The organism is Blastococcus sp. PRF04-17, from assembly GCF_023016265.1.
Classification (GTDB): domain Bacteria; phylum Actinomycetota; class Actinomycetes; order Mycobacteriales; family Geodermatophilaceae; genus Blastococcus_B.
The window spans coordinates 4,249,742-4,264,977 of the sequence record NZ_CP095412.1 but is presented as its reverse complement, the minus strand read 5'-3'; the positions used below and the strand labels follow the sequence as shown (position 1 = coordinate 4,264,977).

Here is a 15,236-nt window from a genome sequence, read left to right as displayed (position 1 = left end):
CGCCAGTCTGGGTGTATGTCCCTCCCCGGCCACCACCCGCCGACGCAGGACGGCCCGACCCTGCTCCTCGGTCCGTTGCTGCGGCACGTCGATCCCGTCTCCGCCACCGTGTGGGTGGAGACGGACCGGGCGTGCGAGGTCGAGGTGCTCGGCCGCACGGCACGGACCTTCCGCGTCGGTGGTCACCACTACGCCCTGGTCCTGGTCGAGGACCTCGAGCCGGGCAGCGCCACGCCCTACGACGTCTGGCTGGACGGCGTGCCGGTCTGGCCGGAGCCGGACTCCGCGTTCCCACCCAGCCGGATCCGCACCCCGGGCGGGACCGCCTCCTTCCGGCTCGCGTTCGGGTCCTGCCGCTACGCCAGCCCGCGCACCGTCGGGCGCTCCGCGGGGATCCCGCCGGACGCGCTCGATCTCTACGCCCAGCAGGTGGCGGCCCAGCCGCAGGAGCAGTGGCCCGACGCACTGGTGCTGCTCGGCGACCAGGTCTACGCCGACGAGCTGACCCACGAGACGAAGTCCCTGCTGCACCGTCGCCGGCACGGCCGGCAGGAGAGGTCGGGAGCGCCGCGCGACCAGGTCGCCGACTTCGAGGAGTACACCCGGCTCTACTTCGAGTCCTGGCGCGACCCGCAGGTGCGCTGGCTGCTCTCGACGATCCCCTCGTCGATGATCTTCGACGACCACGAGATGATCGACGACTGGAACACCTCGGCCGCCTGGCGCGAGAAGATGACCCGCGAGCCGTGGTGGCAGGGGCGGATCACCGGCGGCCTGATGAGCTACTGGATCTACCAGCACCTGGGCAACCTCAGCCCGCAGGAGCTGGCCGAGAACAAGACCTGGCAGGCCATCCAGGGCCTGTCGGCGGACCCCCGGACGCCGACCGGGACGCCGAGCCGGTGCTGCGGGAGATGGCGCAGCGCGCCGACGAGGACCCGACCAGCATCCGGTGGAGCTTCGTACGGCACTGGGGCGAGGCCCGGCTGCTCATGGTCGACACCCGCGCCGGCCGGGTGCTCGAGGAATCGGACCGCCGGATGCTCGACGACGCGGAGTTCGACTGGGTCGAGGCCGCGATGGCCCGGGCGGTCGAGGAGGGCGTCGAGCACCTGATCGTGGGCACGTCGCTGCCCTGGCTGCTGCCGCACGCGATCCACAACCTCGAGCGCTGGAACGAGACGCTCAACGTGCGGCACCACGGACGGCTGCGCGGCCGGCTCGCCGAGGCGCTGCGCCAGGCCTCCGACCTCGAGCACTGGGCGGCCTTCGGGCACTCCTTCGAGCGACTGGGCGCCGCGCTGACGGCCGTGGCCCGTGGCGCCCACGGCCGGGCGCCGTCGACGGCGCTGGTGCTCTCCGGCGACGTCCACCACGCCTACGCGGCTGAACTGGTGGCGCCGGACGACCTGACCGGCCGCGTGCACCAGCTGACGGTGTCCCCGCTGCACAACCAGGCGCCGCACCCGATCCGGGTCGGGTTCACGATCGGCTGGAGCCGGCGGGCGCGCCGGCTCACCGAGCGGCTGGTGCGGTTGGCTCGCGCCGAGCCCACGCTGCTGGCGTGGGAGAAGCAGGCCGGCCCCTACTTCGGCAACCAGATCGGTGAGCTGGTGCTGACCGGCCGCGAGGCGCGGTTCCGGCTGTCGGTCAGCGAGAAGGGAGCCACCGAACTCGCCGAGGTGCTCGACCTCTCCCTCGCGGGGGCCTGACAAGCTGGAGCCATGACCAAACCGGCGCCGGGGCCCGACCAGCCACCGATCCCGGTGCGCCTGATCACGTTCAACACCCACCACGGCGTGGGCGAGGACGCGCGCCACGACCTGCCGCGACTGGCCAAGGTGCTGCACTCGGTCGAGGCCGACGTCATCTGCCTGCAGGAGGTCGACCGCTACTTCGGCGACCGCAGCGAGGACGTCGACCAGGCACTGCTGCTCTCCCGCGCGCTGGACATGCAACTCGCCTGGGGCCCCGCCATCGACGAGCCCCGGGCCGACGGCCGGCCACGTCAGTACGGCAACGCGCTGCTCTCGCGGCTGCCCATCCTGGTCAGCGACGTCCACCGGCTCCCCGGGACAGGCGAGCCGCGCAGCGCGCTGCGCACCATGCTGGAGCTGGACGGCGGAACGCTGTGGGTGACCAACACGCACCTGAGCACCGGCGACCCGGCGCGGCGGGCCGAGCAGGTGGGCACGCTGGCCGCCCTGCACACCGACTCGATGGCGGCCGGCGTCCTGGTCGGCGACTTCAACGCCCGGCCCGACGCCCCGGAGCTGGCCGCCCTGCAGGGCCGCTTCGACGACGCCTGGGAGCTGGCAGAGGACCGCGACGACCAGGCCGGCTGGCGGTTCTGGCAGCGCGACGAGGGCCTCACCCACCCGGCGCACAGCCCCCACCGCCGCATCGACCAGGTGTGGGTCACCCACGGCGTCACCGTGGCCTCGGCACAGGTGCTGGACTCCGAAGGAGCCTCCGACCACCTGCCGCTGCTGGTCGACCTGCTCGTGCCAAGCGGGGTCTAGCGGTCCCCCGTCACGCGCTCTCGAGCTCCCGCAGACGCTGGCTGATCACGCCGGTGATGCCGTCGCCGCGCATGCTCACTCCGTAGAGCGCGTCGGCGATCTCCATCGTCCGCTTCTGGTGGGTGATGACGATCAACTGCGAGGTCGAGCGGAGCTGCTCCACCAGCGTGAGCAGCCGGCCCAGGTTGACGTCGTCGAGCGCGGCCTCGACCTCGTCGAGGACGTAGAAGGGCGACGGCCGGGCCCGGAAGATCGCCACCAGCAGGGCCACCGCGGTGAGGGACCGCTCGCCGCCGGAGAGCAGCGAGAGCCGCTTGACCTTCTTGCCGGGCGGCCGGGCCTCGACCTCGATACCGGTGGTGAGCAGGTCCTCGGGGTCGGTGAGCACGAGCTTCCCCGAGCCACCCGGGAACAGCGTCGCGAAGACCTGCTCGAACTCCTTCGCGACGTCGGTGAAGGCCGAGGCGAAGACGTCGTGGATGCGCTCGTCCACCTCCCGGACGACGGTCAGCAGGTCGCGGCGGGTGGACTTGAGGTCCTCGAGCTGGGTGGCGAGGAAGCCGTGCCGCTCCTCGAGCGCCGCGAACTCCTCCAGGGCGAGGGGATTGACCTTGCCGAGCGTGGCGAGGTCCCGCTCGGCCTGGGCCGCCCGGCGCTCCTGCCGCGCGCGGTCGTAGGGCACGGGCTCGGGCCCGGGCTCCCCCGCCGCCTCGGCGGCCGCCACCTGCGCCGGGGTCGGCGGGACGGGGGCGGCGGGGCCGTACTCGGCGAGGAGGGTCGGCAGGTCGACGCCGTACTCCTCGGCCGCCCGACCCTCGAGCGCCTCGATGCGGTACCGCTGCTCGGCGCGGGCGACCTCGTCGCGGTGCACCTCGTCGGTGAGCCGGTCGAGCTCGGCGGTGGCCGCCCGCACCCTCGTGCGCACCTCCAGCAGCTCGGCCTCGGAGGAGCTGCGGGCCGAGGCCAGCTCGTCCCGTTCCCGGGCGGCCCGCGTCAGGGAGGTGGCGAGCGCAGCCAGCGCCGATTCCGCATCCGCACGGACCCGCGCAGCGACCCCCGCGCCCCGCTCCCGGGCCGCGCGGGCCCTCGCCGCACGCTCTCTGGCCTCGCGCTCCTGGCGGGCCTGCCGGCGCAGCGACTCGGCGCGGCCGTGCAGCGCACGGGCGCGCTCCTCGGCGGTCCGGACGGCGAGCCGTGCCTCGGTCTCCGACTGGCGGGCGGCGGCCACCTCGGCGCGCAGCCGGTCCCGGAGCTCGGTGGAGGGCTCCTCCTCGACCGGCGCCGCCTCGGCCTCCGCGAGCCGCCGCTCGAGCGCGCCGAGCGCGGCCAGCCGCTGCTCCAGGTCCCCCTCGGCCCGGACCCGGGCGGCCAGCGACCGCTCGGCCTCGGCGGCGGCCGACCGGGCGGCGGCCCCGAGCTCGGCGAGCTCCGCCGCGACCGCCGACCGCGACCGGTCGGACGCCTGACGGGCGGCGAGCGCGGCGTCGACGTCGGCCGACCGCAGAGCTGCCGCGTCCCGGGCCGCGGCCAGCCGCTCGACGAGGGCCGCGGCACGGGCCTCGGCGGACCGGAACTGCTCCTCCGCCTCGGCCACCCGGGCCTTGACGACCAGTTGCGCCGGCGCGTCGCTCTGCCCGCCGACCGCCCAGTCGGCGCCGATGAGGTCGCCGACGGCGGTCACGGCGCGCACGCGGGGATGGGTGCCGACGAGGGCGACCGCGGCGTCGAGGTCGGGCACGACGGCGACGCGCTCGAGGGCACGGGCGAGGGCGGGCTGCAGTTCGGCCGGGGCGGTGACGGCGTCGAGCGCCCACCGGGCGCCGTCCGGGAGCTCCGGCCAGCCGTCCCGCGGCACCGGCGGCAGGCCGCCGGTCACCAGGAGGCGGCGCGGCCGCCCTCGGTGTCCTTGAGGTGGGCCAGCGCCGCGGCCGCCTCGGCGATCCCCGCGACGACGACGGCGTCGGCCATGCCGCCCAGCGCCGCCGCGATCGCGACCTCGTCACCGGGCCGCACCGAGAGCCGTTGGGCGACCGGTCCCAACACGCCGGCGAGGGCGGAGCCGAGCACCGCGGCCGCGCCGTCGACCGGCGTCAGGCCCTGGGCGAGCGCGTCCCGTCGCGCCTGCCAGGAGGCGCGGTCTCGTTCGGCGCCCCGCTCCGCCTCGGTCAGTTCGGCGACCACCCGGGCCGCCTCCGCGTGGGCGGCCACGGCGTCCTCGTGCGCGGAGATCAGCGCGACGTCGTCGTCCTCCCGGCCCGCGAGCTGGCCGCGGCGGTCGGCCAGCCGGTCGGCGGCCACCTCGGCGCGGTCGGCGGCCTCGCCGGCGGCGAGGGCCAGCCGCTCGATCTCGGCCTCGCCGGCGGTGACGCGGGAGCGGGCGGCAGCGACCTCGCCGGAGAGGCGGGCGAGGCCTTCCCGGCGGTCGGCCAGCGCTCGGGCGGCGGCCACCCAGGCACGCTCGGCCTCGGCGAGCTCCGCCTCGAGGTCGGCGCGCGCCGAGACGACGGACCCCAGCCGCTCGCGTTCGGCGGTCAGGCCGGCGGCCAGCTCGGTCTCGGTCGCGGCGACGCGATCGGCCTCGGCCTCGAGCTGGTCGGGGTCGCGCCCGGCCGAGGCGGCCGGCGCGGCGGCCGCCAGGTGGCGGTGCCGCTCGGCGGCGAGCTGGCCGACCCCGCGGAAGCGCTCGGACAGCGCCGAGAGCCGGTACCAGGTCTCCGATGCGTTCTGGAGCCGCGGCGCGGAGGCGGCGAGCTCCCGCTCCAGGCTGGCCTCGCGCTGCGTTGCCGCCGCCAGCTCGGCCTCGACCTCGGCTCGCCGGGCACGCGCCGCCGTCTCGTCGGCGACGTCCCGGTCGAGGGCCTCCCGCAGCTGGACCAGGTCGTCGGCGAGCAGCCGCAGCCGCGCGTCACGCAGGTCGGCCTGCACCCCCGCGGCACGCCGGGCCACCTCGGCCTGTCGGCCCAGCGGCTTGAGCTGGCGACGCAGCTCGGCGGTGAGGTCGGCGAGCCGGTCGAGGTTGTGCTGCATCCCGTCGAGCTTGCGGAGCGCCTTCTCCTTGCGCTTGCGGTGCTTGAGGACGCCGGCCGCCTCCTCGATGAAGGCGCGGCGGTCCTCCGGCCGGCCCGACAGGACGGCGTCGAGCTGGCCCTGGCCGACGATGACGTGCATCTCGCGGCCGATGCCGGAGTCGCTGAGCAGCTCCTGGACGTCGAGCAGGCGCACCTTGTCGCCGTTGATCTCGTACTCGCTCTCACCGGAGCGGTACATGCGGCGGGTGATCGACACCTCGGTGTACTCGATCGGCAGCGCGCCGTCGGCGTTGTCGATCGTGAGCGTCACCTCGGCCCGGCCGAGGGCGGGGCGGCGGCGGTGCCGGCGAAGATGACGTCCTCCATCTTGCCGCCGCGCAGGCTCTTCGCACCCTGCTCCCCGAGGACCCAGGCGATGGCGTCGACGACGTTGGACTTGCCCGACCCGTTGGGACCCACGACGGCGGTGATCCCCGGCTCCAGCCGCAGGGTGGTGGCGGACGCGAAGGACTTGAAGCCCTTGAGCGTCAGGCTGGAGAGGTGCACAGAACGGCAACCTAACGGAGCGAAGGCTCCGAGCCGCGCATATCAGCGGCCTGTGCTACGTGTGTGACGGAAAGGTTCGGCTGTTCAGGCGAGCGCGGGCTCGGCGTTGTCGCCGGCCATCGAGAGCAGTTCGTGGGCGATCGCGGCGTCCCGCTGCGCGCGGAGCTCGGCGAGCTCCTGCTCCAGGCGGCGCACCTTGGCGCGCAGGACCGCGTTCTCCTCGGCTACTCGCAGCTCCGCGGGTGCGACGACGTGACCGAACAGGGCCTTGGCCATGACTGAAGCGGCCTTTCCGAGCGAGGAGGTGAGCCCGGCGCCCCGGATGTCGGTCGGCGCGAGCTGTGGTATCCCCAGGGTGACAGGCCCGGAGACGCTGGTCAACGCGAGACCTGCCTACTCCCCGTGGCGGAGGAGTGTCGTCTTCGTCACGCTGTGGTGAACCCGCGCATGCCCTGCACCGGTTCCAGCCGGCGGTCGACCCGGCGCACCGCCCCTGGCGCCCGCGGGCCGTCCAGGGCGTCCAGCAGCGCCTCGACGTCGTCGGCCGGTCCCTCGACCACGACCTCCACGCGCCCGTCGGGCAGGTTGGTCGCCGACCCGCTGAGACCGGCGGCGGTGGCCAGCTCGCGGACGAACCAGCGGTAGCCCACGCCCTGCACGTGGCCGGAGACGACGGCGACCGCGCGCCGGTTCACGACCGGCGCCCTCTCGGACGCGGCTGGCAGGTCGGGCAGCTGTAGCTGGAGCGGTTCATGAACGACTCGCGGCGGATGGCGCTCCCGCACCGCGGGCACGGCCGGTCCGCCTGGCCGTAGACCGCCAGGAAGCGGGAGAAGTAGCCGCTCTGCCCGTTGACGTCGACGTACAGGGAGTCGAAGGAGGTGCCGCCCTGCGCCAGCGCCTCCCCCAGCACGTCGCGGACGCCGTCGAGCAGGTCGGCCACCTGGGCGCGGGTCAGCTTCCCGGTCGGCCGCGCCCCGTGCAGGCGGGCCCGCCACAGGGCCTCGTCCGCGTAGATGTTGCCCACGCCTCCGATGAGGGTCTGGTCCAGCAGCGCCCGCTTGACCTCCGTGCGCCGTCGGCGCAGCGCAGCCGAGAAGGCGTCGACGTCGAACGCGTCGTCCAGGGGGTCGATCGCGATGTGCGCGAGCCGGGCCGGGACCTCGTCTCCGTCGGCCTCCTCGACGACCAGCCCGCCGAAGGTGCGCTGGTCGACGAAGCGGAGCTCGCGTCCGCCGTCGGTGAAGGTGAACCGGGCCCGCAGGTGGGTCTCGTCGGGCTGGGACGGCTTCTCGACCAGCAGCTGACCGCTCATGCCGAGGTGGCCGACCAGGGCGCGGCCGGACGGCGTCCCGTCGGGCTCGGCCAGCGGGAGCCAGAGGTACTTGCCGCGCCGGTGGGCGGCGGTGAGCGTGCGGCCGGTCAGCTGGGCGACGAAGGAGTCGGCGCCCTCGAGGTGGCGGCGGACGGCGCGGGGGTGGCGGACCTCGACCGACGCGACCGTCCGGCCGGCGACCCACTGCTCCAGGCCGCGCCGGACGACCTCGACCTCCGGTAGCTCGGGCACGGGTCTACACCTCGGAGAGCGCGCGCCAGGCCGCCTCTGCGGCCTCCTGCTCGGCCGCCTTCTTGGTGCGGCCGGCGCCGCGGCCGTAGACCGTGTCGGCCAGCCTGACCGCCGCGGTGAACGTCTTCGCGTGGTCGGGGCCGTCGTCCTCGACCTCGTAGTTGGGGGCGCCGAGGCCACGGGCCGCGCCGAGCTCCTGGAGGCTGGTCTTCCAGTCCAGGCCGGCGCCGCGGGTGGCCGCCTCGACCAGGAGCGGGTCGAACAGCCGGTGCACCAGGGCGCCGGCCGCCTCGAGGCCGCAGCCCAGGTGCACGGCTCCGATGAGCGCCTCGAGGGCGTCGGCGAGGATCGAGTCCTTGTCGCGCCCGCCGGTGGTCTCCTCCCCGCGGCCGAGCAGCAGGTGCGGGCCGATGCCCCCGTCGCCGAGCCGCCGGGCGACGCGCGCCAGCGAGGTCATGTTGACGACCGACGCCCGCAGCTTGGCCAGCTGCCCCTCGGGCAGGTCGGGCTGGCTGCGGTAGAGCTCGTCGGTGACGACGAGGCCGAGCACCGAGTCGCCCAGGAACTCCAGGCGCTCGTTGGTCGGCAGCCCGCCGTTCTCGTAGGCGAACGACCGGTGGGTCAGCGCCAGGCCGAGGAGCCCGTCGGGCAGCTCGACGCCGAGCGCGTCCCGGAGCCACTGGGCAGCCCGCTCGGCGTGCTTCTCACCACCAGGCGCGACCCGGTCGTCCTCCGCCACGAACGATCGACTCAGCGGTCAGTTCAGACCGAGAGGACCTGGCGGCCGTCGTACTGGCCGCAGGTGGGGCACGCCTGGTGCGGGGGCTTGAGGGCGCCGCAGGCCCGGTTCGGGCACGGCGACAGGGTCGGCGCGGAGGCCTTCCACATCGACCGGCGCGAACGGGTGTTGGCGCGGGACATCTTCCGCTTCGGGACAGCCACGGTCAGTTCTCCTTGTGGGTCTGCTCGTCGGGGATGCCCGACGAGGAAGTGAATCTCTGGGCCAGACCGGCCCAGCGGGGGTCGACCACCTCGTGCGTGTGGTCGGCCGGGAGGTCGTCGAGGCGCTGACCGCAGTCGGCGCACAGGCCCTGGCAGTCGTCGCTGCACACGGGCGCGAGCGGCAGGTTCAGCACGATGGTGTCGCGGGCCAGCGGCTCCAGGTCGAGGAAGTCGCCCTCGATGTGGCGGACCTCGTCCTCCTCGCTGGTCGTCTCGGTCGTGCTGCCGGGGTAGGCGAAGAGCTCCTGGACGTCGAGGGCGAGCGAGTCCTCGACCGGCTCGAGGCAGCGGGCGCAGGAACCGGCCACGGGGACCTCGATCTCGCCGGAGACGAGAACGCCTTCCATGACCGACTCGAGCCGGAAGACCATGTGCACGCCCGCCCCCTCGGGTACGCCGATCAGCTCGACCCGCCAGTCGGCCGGCGCCGGCGCCGTCCGGTCCAGCTCCTGGAGCGACCCGGCGCGGCGACCGAGCTCGCGCAGGTCGACCTTCCAGGGGTTGGCTGCGGGACGCCGGTCCTGGACGGGCGGAGAGCCCGGGGACGCAGCGCCGGAGCGGTGCGGAGCAGCAGCAGACATGTCGGTACTCGCGGTAGGCAGCGGGAGGACGGCCGACCGGGATCACCCGACGGTCGGACCGGACGCCCAGACTACCCGATCGCGCTCAGGGCTCCCGAAGCGTCGTCCGGGCCTTCTCCACGGAGGTCAGCATGCGCTCGAGCGTCGTGCCGAAGTCGGCCAGCCGGCTGTCCACGTACTGGTCGACCTCGGCCCGCATGCGGGCGACGTCCGCCGCCGTCTGGGCGCCGAGCTCGTCGGCCCGGGCGACGGCGCTGCGGTAGACCTCGGTCTCGGTGATCAGACGCTCGTGCTCGGCCACGGCATCGGCGATGAGCGCCTCCCGGTGGGCCTGCCCCTCAGCGATGATCCGGTCGGCCTCGGCCTCGGCGTCGGCGAGCAGCTGCTCTGCCTCGACCTGCGCCTGGGCGAGCAGCTCGTCGCGCTGGCGGCGGGCGGTGCCGAGCAGCTCCTCGCGCTGGCGACGGGCGGCGCTCAGCAGTTGCTCGCTCTCGCCGCGGGTGCGGCCGGTGAGCCGCTCGGCCTCGGCCTGCGCCTGCTGCAGGATCTCGGTGCGCTGCTCGACGATCGCCCCGGCGGCCCGCACGTCCTCGGGAAGGGACTCGCGGAGGTCGTCGAGGAGGTCGAGGAGGTGGTCCCGCGGCACCATGCAGGAGCTGGACATCGGCACGCTGCGGGCGTTCTCGATGACGGTCGTGAGCTCGTCGACGGTCTCGTAGAGCCGGTAGACGACCTCGGTCACGGCCGGCGCTCCCGTCCGGCGCGTTCGACCAGGCGGTCGTTGACCGCCTTCGGGACCAGCCGGGAGACGTCGCCGCCGAAGTTCGCGATCTGCTTGACCAGACTCGACGAGAGGTGCCCCACCTGCGGCGCGGTCGGCACGAACAGAGTCTCGACGCCGGCGAGCTCGCGATTCATCTGCGCCATCTGCAGCTCGTACTCGAAGTCGCTGACCGCGCGCAGCCCCTTGACGATCACCGGGAGCTGGTGGCTGCGGCAGTAGTCGACGAGGAGCCCCTCGAAGCTGTCGACGGTGACGTTGGGCAGCTCGGCGACGGCGTCCCGGAGCAGCTCCATGCGCTCGTCCACGCTGAACAGGCCGGCCTTGCCCGGGTTCACCAGCACCGCGACGACGAGCTCGTCGTAGAGCCCGGCCGCCCGGTTGATGACGTCGACATGACCGTTGGTGACCGGATCGAAGGACCCGGGGCAGACGGCACGCCTCACGGGGACTGACCGTACCGGAGCAGGGCCTCCCCGTATCGCCGGTCGCGCAGACCGGCCAGGGGTGTCGGCCACTCGAAGGGTTCGTCCCTGCTGGACCGCTCCACGACCACGACGGCGCCCGGACCGAGCCACCCGTTCGAGGCGAGCCGCTCGAGCACGGTCACCACCTCCGTCGCGGTCGTCGCGTACGGCGGGTCGGCGAGCACGAGGTCGAACCGGTGCGGGGCAGCGCCCGCGACGACCGTGGGCACGGAACCCGCGACGACCCGCCCGCCGGGGAGGCCGATCGCGGCGAGGTTCTCCCGCAGGACCGCGAGGACGGCGGGCGCCGACTCGACGAAGACCGCCTGCTCCGCGCCGCGGGAGAGCGCCTCGATGCCGAGCGCGCCGGAGCCCGCGTACAGATCGAGGACGGCCGCGCCCCGCACCTCGAGCAGATGACCCAGCGCGTTGAACAGCGCCTCGCGCGCCCGGTCGCCGGTGGGGCGGACGCCGGACCGAGGCACCTTCAGCCGACGCCCGCCCGCGACGCCGGAGATGACCCGGGTCATGCCTTCTCCAGCCACTCCGCGCGGTCGTCGGTCGCGAGAGCGGCCACCTCCGCGGCCAGCCCGGGGTGGTCGGCGAGCCCGCGCTCGGTGTCGAGCAGGGCGGTCGCCTCGGCGCGCGCCGCGGCGATGAGCTGCTCGTCCTCGAGGAGGGACAGCATCCGGACCCCGGACCTGCGGCCGGACTGGGCCGCACCGAGGATGTCACCCTCGCGCCGGGTCTCGAGGTCGAGGCGGGCCAGCTCGAAACCGTCGGAGGTCGCGGCCACCGCGGCGAGCCGCTGCCCCGTGGACGACGCCAGCGACACCTCGGTGACCAGCAGGCACAGTCCCTGGTGCCTGCCACGAGCGACGCGACCGCGCAGCTGGTGCAGCTGGCTCACGCCGAACCGGTCGGCGTCCATGACGACCATGACTGTCGCGTTGGGGACGTCGACACCGACCTCGACGACGGTCGTGGCGACGAGGACGTCGGTCTCCCCCGCGGCGAACGCCTGCATGGCGGCGTCCTTCTCCTCCGGCGTCATGCGGCCGTGCAGGAGGTCGAGCCGCAGCCCGGCGAGGGGGCCCGCGCGCAGCATCTCCGCGACATCGAGGACGGCCAGCGGCGGCCGGCGGTCGGCACCGCGGTCGTCCGGCGCGCCGTCGGCGTCCTCGGGCTCGTCGTCCGGCCCGGTCTCGTCACCGATCCGCGGGCACACGACGTAGGCCTGGCGGCCGGCGGCGACCTCCTCGCGCAGCCGCGCCCAGGCGCGATCGAGCCAGGCCGGCTTGTCCTGGATGGGCACGACGGAGCTGGCCACGCCGCCGCGCCCGCTGGGCAGCTGGCGCAGCGTGGAGATCTCCAGGTCGCCGTACACGGTCATCGCGACGGTGCGGGGGATGGGCGTCGCCGTCATGACGAGGACGTGCGGCGGCCGGCTGCCCTTCGCGCGGAGCGCGTCGCGCTGCTCGACACCGAAGCGGTGCTGCTCGTCGATGACCACCAGGCCGAGGTCGGCGAAGGCGACGGTCTCCTGGAGGAGGGCGTGCGTGCCGATGACGATGCCGGCGCTGCCGTCGGCGACCTCGGCGAGGGCGGCCCGCCGGGCAGCTGCCTTGAGGGACCCGGTGAGCAGCGTGACCCGCGTGCCGTCCGGGTCGCCGTCGAGCTCTCCGGCCCGCCCGAGCGGGCCGAGGAGCTGGCGGATACCGCGGGCGTGCTGCGCCGCCAGGACCTCCGTCGGGGCGAGCAGCGCGGCCTGGCCTCCTGCGTCCACGACCTGGGCCATGGCCCTCAGGGCGACGACCGTCTTGCCGGAGCCGACCTCCCCCTGGAGCAGGCGGTGCATGGGCTGGTCGCGGTCGAGCTCGGCGGCGAGCTCCTCCCCCACGGCGCGCTGGCCCTCCGTGAGCTCGAACGGCAGCGCCGCGTCGACCGCGTCGAGGAGGCCGCCGGGCCGGCGCGGCCGGGCGGTGCCGGGCTCCAGGGCGGCGGCGCGACGGCGGGCGGCCAGGGTCAGCTGGAGGATCAGCGCCTCGTCCCACTTGAGCCGGTGGCGGGCGCGTTCGACGTCCTCGGGCGAGGTCGGCCGGTGGATGTCGAGCAGCGCCGCGTGCAGCCAGGGCAGGCCATGGCGGGTGCGCATCTCCTCGGGGAGCGGGTCCTCGACCAGTTCGCTCAGGCCGCCCGATGCACCGAGCAGCAGCTTCACCGATTTCTGGATCACCCAGCTGGAGACGTCCTTGGTCGCCGGGTAGATCGGCACCATCTCGCGCGCCCAGTCGTCGTCGCTGTCGTCGCCGCCCGTGAGGAGGTGCATGTCGGGGTGGGTGAACTGGAGCTGCCCCTGGTACTTGCCGACCGTTCCGGCGAACAGGCCCCAGACGCCCGGCTCGAGGCGGGCGTGCTTGTGGTTGAAGAAGACCAGCTTCATCGAGCCGGCGCCGTCGCCCACGGTGACCTCGGTGATCGTGCCGTGCCGCTGGCGCATGCGGCGGCTGCTCACGTTCCTCACCTGGGCCAGGATCGTGACGCGGTCGCCCTGCTGGAGGTCGTCGAGGCGGGCCATCTCGCCACGGCGGGCATAGCGCCGCGGGTAGTGCCGGAGCAGGTGGCGCACCGTGTGCAGGTTGAGCGACTCGGCCATGCCCTTCGCGGTCCGGGCGCCGAGCACACGGGCCAGCGGGGTCTCGAGGGTCACCGCCACGGCGTCACCTCACTCCACCCCCACCTGGAGCGGGACGCCGCTCGGGCCACCGCCGTAGCGGATCACCTCGATGGTCGGGTGTGCCGTCGACAGGTGACGGCACACCCGGTCCCCCAGGTCGTCGTCGGGGCCCACCACGAGGGTCGCCATCTCGCCGCCGGCCGAGAGCAGCCGGTCGAGGAGCTCGCAGGCGACGGCTCCGAGGTCATCGCCGATGACGACGACGTCGCCCTCGGCCGACCCCAGGGCGTCGCCCTGCTGGCAGCGGCCGGCGGAGGTGAGTGCCTCCTGCTCGGCGACCGTCACCTCGGCCCACCGGGTGGCTGCGGCCGCCTCGGCCATCGCGATCACGTCGTCGCCGAAGCGGCGGGCGGGGTCGGCCACGGCGATGGCGGCCAGCCCCTGCACCGGGGACCGGGTGGGGACGACGCCGACGTCGCGGCCGGCCTCGCGGGCGCGCGCCGCGGCGCGGTTGGCCGTGGGGGTGAGTTCCGCGTCGTTCGGGAGGACGACGACCTCGTGCGCCGCCGAGGCGATGATCTCGTCGAGGATCGCCTCCTCCGTCACGCCGTCGGGGCTCACCGCGACGACGCGGACGCCCTCTCCGGCGAACAACTGGGCGAGGCCGTCGCTCGGAGCCACCGCGACGACGGCGCGGCTGCCCGGGACCGGCGCCGGCGGGAGGACAGGTGCCAGCGGCGTGACCGAGATCCGGTACGGCCGACCGGCCTCGATGCCGGCTTCGATGGCGGCGCCCACGTCGGTGACGTGGACGTGGACGTTCCACTCCCGCCCGGTCGGGGTGTCGACGCCGACGACGACGAGGCTGTCGCCCAGGGCAGCCAGGCGCTCGTGGAGCCGCGCGACCGCGCTCTCGTCGGTGTCGGCGAGGAGGTACTGGACCTCGCTCCCGGGGCCCGCCGGCGGTTGGTGCGGTCGATGGTCGGCCGGGTGCCGGTGGCCGTGCCCGGTGGAGTGGTCGCGGGGCGCGAGTGGCGGGCGGGCGGGTTCGACTCCGGTGACCGTGCTCACCAGGGCGTCCAGCACCAGGCACAGACCCGCGCCACCGGCGTCGACGACGCCGGCGTCGCGGAGTGCCGCCAGTTGTTCCGGTGTCGCGTCCAGGGCGACCCGGGCGCCGTCGGCGGCCGCGCGGACGACATCGGCCAGGTCGGTGCGCCCGCCGTCGACCGACGCGACGGCCGCTTCGGCGCCCGCGCGAGCGACCGTGAGGAACGTCCCCTCCTCGGGGTCGGCCACCGCGGTGTACGCCGTGTCGGCGGCCTTCTGCAGCGCGGCGGCGAAGGTCGGGCCGTCGGCCGGTGCCTGGCCGGCGAGGTGGTCGGCGAGGCCGCGGAGCAGCTGCGCGAGGATCGTGCCCGAGTTGCCGCGGGCACCGAGGACCGCGCCGCGGGCGAGCACCGACCAGGCCGACTCGGTGGTCCGCGGCCCCTCGCGTTCGAGAGCGGCGACGGCGGCCTGGGCGGTGAGCAGCAGGTTCGTCCCCGTGTCGCCGTCGGGCACCGGGAAGACGTTGAGGTCGTCGAGTTGGCTGCTGGACTCGGACAGGACGGCGACCACGGCCCGGTACCACTGACCGACCGCGGCTTCGTCCAGCGCCTGCAGCACGGGCGGAGGGTACCCATGGCCGGCGACAAGGCCGGTCGTCGTCGGGCGGTCGCGGGCGTTCCAGGGCCGCGGCGACGTTCCGGTGCGGGAACGGTTAGACTGCTGGACGGTCTTGACGCGGGTGCGCCTTCGCCCCGCCCGTATGAACGAATCCCTGGGAGTGATCAACCGTGGCTGCCAACTGCGATGTCTGTGGCAAGGGCCCCGGTTTCGGTATGTCGGTGTCGCACTCGCACCGCCGCACGCCGCGCCGTTGGAACCCGAACATCCAGTCCGTGCGGGCGCTGATCGCCCCCGGCAACCGTCGCCGGATCAACGCGTGCACCTCGTGCATCCGCGCGGGCAAGGTCGTGCGCGCCTGATCGAGGCGTGACGCAGCAGAACCCCGGTGGCCTG

Annotated in this window: 18 protein-coding genes; 4 read left to right on the top strand and 14 right to left on the bottom strand. The window is 74.6% G+C overall.

The window, feature by feature from the left end; all coding sequences use genetic code 11:
* The first annotated feature begins 15 nt into the window (after positions 1–15).
* Genes MVA48_RS21690 through MVA48_RS21680 form a run of 3 tightly spaced genes read left to right on the top strand, consistent with a single transcriptional unit; the run spans position 16 to position 2,522 of the window.
* A complete protein-coding gene (locus MVA48_RS21690) occupies positions 16–1,116 on the top strand; it encodes a DUF7800 domain-containing protein (protein WP_246983532.1) in 1,101 nt (366 codons plus the stop codon).
* Positions 1,041–1,712: a hypothetical protein gene (locus tag MVA48_RS21685; RefSeq protein WP_246983530.1), complete on the top strand. Its 672-nt coding sequence runs from the start codon at positions 1,041–1,043 to the stop codon at positions 1,710–1,712. Before MVA48_RS21690 ends, MVA48_RS21685 begins: the two co-directional genes overlap by 76 nt.
* A gap of 12 nt (positions 1,713–1,724) precedes the next feature.
* Positions 1,725–2,522, top strand: coding sequence for an endonuclease/exonuclease/phosphatase family protein (locus tag MVA48_RS21680; RefSeq protein ID WP_246983528.1), 798 nt, complete (start codon positions 1,725–1,727; stop codon positions 2,520–2,522).
* Between the two features lie 10 nt (positions 2,523–2,532).
* Here the strand turns inward: MVA48_RS21680 and MVA48_RS21675 are convergent, their stop codons facing one another.
* The 14 genes from MVA48_RS21675 to MVA48_RS21610 form a co-directional block, all read right to left on the bottom strand.
* A complete protein-coding gene (locus tag MVA48_RS21675; protein WP_305852274.1) occupies positions 2,533–4,398 on the bottom strand; it encodes an AAA family ATPase in 1,866 nt (621 codons plus the stop codon).
* A complete protein-coding gene (locus MVA48_RS23670; RefSeq protein ID WP_256461107.1) occupies positions 4,395–5,861 on the bottom strand; it encodes a hypothetical protein in 1,467 nt (488 codons plus the stop codon). Before MVA48_RS23670 ends, MVA48_RS21675 begins: the two co-directional genes overlap by 4 nt.
* Positions 5,858–6,097 carry an AAA family ATPase gene (locus tag MVA48_RS23665; protein ID WP_256461106.1) on the bottom strand — a complete coding sequence of 80 codons (240 nt, stop codon included), beginning with the start codon at positions 6,095–6,097 and terminating at the stop codon, positions 5,858–5,860. Before MVA48_RS23665 ends, MVA48_RS23670 begins: the two co-directional genes overlap by 4 nt.
* 84 nt (positions 6,098–6,181) lie before the next feature.
* On the bottom strand, positions 6,182–6,373 hold the full coding sequence (locus tag MVA48_RS21660) for a hypothetical protein (RefSeq protein ID WP_246983526.1): 192 nt from the start codon (positions 6,371–6,373) through the stop codon (positions 6,182–6,184).
* A 149-nt stretch (positions 6,374–6,522) separates the two neighbouring features.
* A complete protein-coding gene (locus MVA48_RS21655) occupies positions 6,523–6,792 on the bottom strand; it encodes an acylphosphatase (protein ID WP_246983524.1) in 270 nt (89 codons plus the stop codon).
* Positions 6,789–7,664: a bifunctional DNA-formamidopyrimidine glycosylase/DNA-(apurinic or apyrimidinic site) lyase gene (gene mutM, locus MVA48_RS21650; protein ID WP_246983521.1), complete on the bottom strand. Its 876-nt coding sequence runs from the start codon at positions 7,662–7,664 to the stop codon at positions 6,789–6,791. Before mutM ends, MVA48_RS21655 begins: the two co-directional genes overlap by 4 nt.
* A 4-nt stretch (positions 7,665–7,668) precedes the next feature.
* Positions 7,669–8,403 carry a ribonuclease III gene (rnc, locus tag MVA48_RS21645; protein ID WP_246983519.1) on the bottom strand — a complete coding sequence of 245 codons (735 nt, stop codon included), beginning with the start codon at positions 8,401–8,403 and terminating at the stop codon, positions 7,669–7,671.
* Between the two features lie 23 nt (positions 8,404–8,426).
* Entirely contained in the window at positions 8,427–8,606 is a 180-nt protein-coding gene (gene rpmF / locus MVA48_RS21640) for a 50S ribosomal protein L32 (protein ID WP_246983517.1), read from the bottom strand.
* 2 nt (positions 8,607–8,608) lie between these two features.
* Positions 8,609–9,247, bottom strand: coding sequence for a YceD family protein (locus MVA48_RS21635; RefSeq protein WP_246983515.1), 639 nt, complete (start codon positions 9,245–9,247; stop codon positions 8,609–8,611).
* Between the two features lie 85 nt (positions 9,248–9,332).
* Positions 9,333–9,989 carry a hypothetical protein gene (locus MVA48_RS21630; protein ID WP_246983513.1) on the bottom strand — a complete coding sequence of 219 codons (657 nt, stop codon included), beginning with the start codon at positions 9,987–9,989 and terminating at the stop codon, positions 9,333–9,335.
* On the bottom strand, positions 9,986–10,474 hold the full coding sequence (coaD, locus tag MVA48_RS21625; RefSeq protein ID WP_246983505.1) for a pantetheine-phosphate adenylyltransferase: 489 nt from the start codon (positions 10,472–10,474) through the stop codon (positions 9,986–9,988). Before coaD ends, MVA48_RS21630 begins: the two co-directional genes overlap by 4 nt.
* Entirely contained in the window at positions 10,471–11,025 is a 555-nt protein-coding gene (gene rsmD / locus MVA48_RS21620; protein WP_246983495.1) for a 16S rRNA (guanine(966)-N(2))-methyltransferase RsmD, read from the bottom strand. The genes coaD and rsmD overlap by 4 nt, the downstream gene beginning before the upstream one ends.
* Positions 11,022–13,211 carry an ATP-dependent DNA helicase RecG gene (gene recG, locus MVA48_RS21615; RefSeq protein ID WP_246983493.1) on the bottom strand — a complete coding sequence of 730 codons (2,190 nt, stop codon included), beginning with the start codon at positions 13,209–13,211 and terminating at the stop codon, positions 11,022–11,024. The genes rsmD and recG overlap by 4 nt, the downstream gene beginning before the upstream one ends.
* Before the next feature lie 9 nt (positions 13,212–13,220).
* Positions 13,221–14,840 carry a DAK2 domain-containing protein gene (locus MVA48_RS21610; RefSeq protein ID WP_246983486.1) on the bottom strand — a complete coding sequence of 540 codons (1,620 nt, stop codon included), beginning with the start codon at positions 14,838–14,840 and terminating at the stop codon, positions 13,221–13,223.
* Between the two features lie 170 nt (positions 14,841–15,010).
* Between MVA48_RS21610 and rpmB the strand changes: the two genes are divergently transcribed.
* Complete coding sequence (rpmB, locus tag MVA48_RS21605; protein WP_104523111.1) at positions 15,011–15,202, top strand: 50S ribosomal protein L28; 192 nt, start codon at positions 15,011–15,013, stop codon at positions 15,200–15,202.
* The last annotated feature ends 34 nt before the right edge of the window (positions 15,203–15,236 follow it).

What these genes read in the sequence shown, in the direction of transcription:
- MVA48_RS21690 (WP_246983532.1), top strand. Translation starts at nt 16, where the DNA reads ATGTCCCTCCCCGGCCACCACCCGCCGACGCAGGACGGCCCGACCCTG.
- MVA48_RS21685 (WP_246983530.1), top strand. Translation starts at nt 1,041, where the DNA reads ATGCTCGACGACGCGGAGTTCGACTGGGTCGAGGCCGCGATGGCCCGG.
- MVA48_RS21680 (WP_246983528.1), top strand. Translation starts at nt 1,725, where the DNA reads ATGACCAAACCGGCGCCGGGGCCCGACCAGCCACCGATCCCGGTGCGC.
- MVA48_RS21660 (WP_246983526.1), bottom strand. Translation starts at nt 6,373, where the DNA reads ATGGCCAAGGCCCTGTTCGGTCACGTCGTCGCACCCGCGGAGCTGCGA.
- MVA48_RS21635 (WP_246983515.1), bottom strand. Translation starts at nt 9,247, where the DNA reads ATGTCTGCTGCTGCTCCGCACCGCTCCGGCGCTGCGTCCCCGGGCTCT.
- rsmD (WP_246983495.1), bottom strand. Translation starts at nt 11,025, where the DNA reads ATGACCCGGGTCATCTCCGGCGTCGCGGGCGGGCGTCGGCTGAAGGTG.